Annotated in this window: 3 protein-coding genes; all 3 read left to right on the forward strand. The window is 69.2% G+C overall.

Translation table 11 applies throughout. The features are described 5' to 3' along the window. Positions 1–245 precede the first annotated feature (245 nt). On the forward strand, positions 246–1,481 hold the full coding sequence (locus PKH97_RS15295) for an MFS transporter (RefSeq protein WP_324388459.1): 1,236 nt from the start codon (positions 246–248) through the stop codon (positions 1,479–1,481). A gap of 59 nt (positions 1,482–1,540) precedes the next feature. Continuing rightward, on the forward strand, positions 1,541–2,479 hold the full coding sequence (locus PKH97_RS15300) for an acyl-ACP desaturase (RefSeq protein ID WP_324388461.1): 939 nt from the start codon (positions 1,541–1,543) through the stop codon (positions 2,477–2,479). A gap of 110 nt (positions 2,480–2,589) precedes the next feature. Then, positions 2,590–3,180, forward strand: a complete 591-nt coding sequence (locus PKH97_RS15305; protein ID WP_324388462.1) for a bacterial proteasome activator family protein — start codon at positions 2,590–2,592, stop codon at positions 3,178–3,180. Positions 3,181–3,224 lie beyond the last annotated feature (44 nt).

Here is a 3,224-nt window from a genome sequence, read left to right on the forward strand (position 1 = left end):
CATCGCCGCAGCGAGCATCCGTCGCGCGCCCCATGTCACTCGGCGCGGCAACTGACCGCTCGCACCCTTGAGCCGAGAACGGATCGTGCAGCGCGCATGCCCCCTCACCGGGCGCGCGCCGCACGATCCGTTCGGCACGTGGCAGCGGGCCGCACGGGGGTGCGGGAGCCGCACTCGTAGCGTAGAAACGCGGGGCGCGGGCGAGAAGTCCAACACCTGGGGGACAGGGATGGTTGAGTGACCCCGTGACCGCCCCCACCCGCCTGCGCGACGACCGCGACTTCGTCCGCTACTGGGGCGCCCGGCAGGTGTCGGTCATGGGGTCGCTGGTCACCGCGGTCGTCATGCCGGTGCTCATCTATCGCGTCAGCGCCTCGCCGGCGTTGACTGCGCTGACGACCGTGCTCGAGGGGCTCCCCTACGTCCTCTTCGGGCTCTTTGCCGGCGCGCTCGCCGACCGGCTCGACCGCAAACGCCTGATGGTCCGCACCGACCTGGTGTGTGCCGCAGCGATCGCCTCGGTCCCGATCGCCTATGAGGCCGGCATGCTGACGATTCCCCATGTGCTCGGCGCGGCCTTCGTCAGCCAGGCAATGTTCACCCTCTTCGATGGGGCGGCCTTCGGGGCACTACCGACGCTCGTCGGGCGCGACCGGATCGGCGAGGCGAATGCCGCGATCTGGGGTTTCGGCGGGGTGCTCGATCTGTCGGTGCCGATGGCCGTCGGAATCGCGCTGGCCGTCGTCCATCCCGCCGACCTGCTCCTGATCGACAGTTTCAGCTTCGTCGCCTCGGCCGTCTTGTTGGGCAGTATCCGTCGCCCGATGACGGGGGATCGCTCGCGGGCTCCCGCCTTCTCGGCGCGCCAGATCCGCGCCGATGTCGGCGAGGGCCTCCGCTTCCTCTGGGCCCACACCGGCGTGCGGGCGATGACCGTGATCGGGATGCTGCAGTCCATGGCCGGCGCCGGTTTCATGGCCCTCGCCGTGCCGTATGCCGATCGCCTCCTCCACATCGGAACATCCGGTCTGCGATTCGGCATGTTGTTCGCGGCCTGGGGAATCGGCGGGATCATCGCCGCGGCGCTCACGCCCCGGCTGTTGCGAAAGCGCTCAACCGCGTGGGTGACCCTGGCCTTCATCCCCGCCTCGGCCGCAGCCGGGGTCGCCGTCGCGCTCAGCCGACACTGGATGCTCGCCACCTCGCTGATGATCGCCTGGGGCGTCGCCTATCAAGTCGTCATCATCAATGCCCTCACCTATCGCCAGCAGGTGACTCCCGAGCACCTCCTCGGCCGGGTCAACACCGCGGGACGCATGCTGTCCTATGGCGTGGGCTGGACGGGTGGCGCCCTGGCCGCAGGAGCCCTCGTCGGGTGGTTGGGACTGGCGAGCACGCTGGTGCTGATGGTCGCAATCGGGGGGCTCGCCGCGGCATACGGCTGGGGGTCGTCGCTGCGCAGCGTGGCCTCCGAGCGCTAGCGTGGGTCAACCAAAGGGAATGCTGCCCGCGGGTGGCGCTCGATCCGGAAGGCGGGCAGATGAGCACGACCGTATGGACGCAGACCGACCTGCTTCGTGAGCTCGACCAGGTTGTCGAGGGCGAGCTCAACCGGCACATGAAGGTGGCCAAGGAGTGGTTCCCGCACGACTACATCCCGTGGTCGGACGGCCGCAATTTCGACGGATTGATGGGGGGCGAGCCGTGGAGCCCAGACGACGCACCGCTCAGCGATGTCGCCCGGTCCGCGCTGATCGTCAACCTGCTCACTGAGGACAACCTGCCCAGCTATCACCACGAGATCGCGATCATCTTCGGTCGCGACGACGCGTGGGGGGAATGGGTGCATCGCTGGACTGCCGAGGAGGGCCGGCACGGCATCGCGATGCGCGACTACATGACCGTCAAGAGGCTCGTCGACCCGGTGCAGCTGGAGCGCTTCCGGATGACGCACATGGGCACGGGCTACACCTCCAGCCACTCCGGCGACATGATGCGCTCCTTGGCGTATGTCAGCTTCCAGGAGTTGGCGACGCGGATCTCGCACCGCAACACCGGCAAATACACCGACGACCCGATGTGCGAACAGTTGCTCCAGCGGATCGCGGCCGACGAGAACCTCCACATGATTTTCTATCGCAACCTGCTCGGGGCGGCCCTGGAACTGGCCCCGGACCAGGCGATGTGTGCGATCCGCGATGTCGTGACCGGCTTCCAGATGCCCGGCACCGACATCCCGGGCTTCCAGCGCAAGGCCGTCGAGATCGCCGTCGCCGGGATCTACGACCTGCGCTCGCACCACGACGATGTCGTCGCCCCCGTGCTGCGCTTCTGGAAGATCTGGGACGTCGAGGGCCTGGGCGCCGACGGCGAGCAGGCCCGGACCGAGCTCGATGCCTTCATGGCCGACTTGGACAAGCAGGCGTCCCGCTTCGAGGACAAGCGCGACACCCTGAAGTCCCGGATGAACATCGGCTGACGCAGCCTGACCCCCGGATCGCACACCGGCCTCCCGGAGCAGTCGGTCGGCGCCACTGCCGCGCGGCGGTAGCGGCCCCGTCCGGGGACGGGGTGGCAAGATGACCGGCTATGACGCAATCGCCAGCTGAGGACTCGGCCCCCCGGACGATGGGCACCGATGAGGGCAACCGGATCGTCGTCCTGACCCCCGAGGGCATGGGCGTCGTCGCGTCGGGCGACGGCGGGCGCAACCCGTCCGACCTGGTCGAACAACCGGCCAAGGTGATGCGCGTGGCCTCGATGATCAAGCAACTGCTGGACGAGGTTCGCAGCGCCCCGCTCGACGAGGCCGGCCGCGCGCGCCTGGCCGAGATCCACCAGCGCTCCATCGCCGAACTCAAGGACGGCCTCGCCCCAGAGCTCGTCGACGAACTCGACCGGCTGGCGCTGCCCTTCGGGGCCGGGACCACGCCGAGCGATGCGGAACTGCGCATCGCCCAAGCCCAGCTGGTCGGCTGGCTCGAAGGCCTCTTTCACGGCATCCAGGCGGCGCTGGTCGCGCAGCAGATGGCCGCGCAAGCGCAACTGCAGCAGATGCGCCATGCCCTGCCACCTGGTCACCCCGCGGCGACGGGTGAGCAGGCGCAGGCCCCCCAGGCCGGTATGCCGATGCGCCCCGGCGGCCCGCCGGAGGCCGGTGGCACCGGCCAGTACCTCTGATCAGTCCGCGACCGGAGGCCGGTCGCACCAGCCAGCACCTCTGA

Origin of the sequence: Nostocoides sp. (genome assembly GCF_035343835.1) — a bacterium.
GTDB lineage: Bacteria > Actinomycetota > Actinomycetes > Actinomycetales > Dermatophilaceae > Nostocoides_A > Nostocoides_A vanveenii.

Bases quoted from the DNA above. Each gene is read 5' to 3' on its own strand.
- PKH97_RS15300 (WP_324388461.1), top strand. From the start codon at position 1,541: ATGAGCACGACCGTATGGACGCAGACCGACCTGCTTCGTGAGCTCGAC.
- PKH97_RS15305 (WP_324388462.1), top strand. From the start codon at position 2,590: ATGACGCAATCGCCAGCTGAGGACTCGGCCCCCCGGACGATGGGCACC.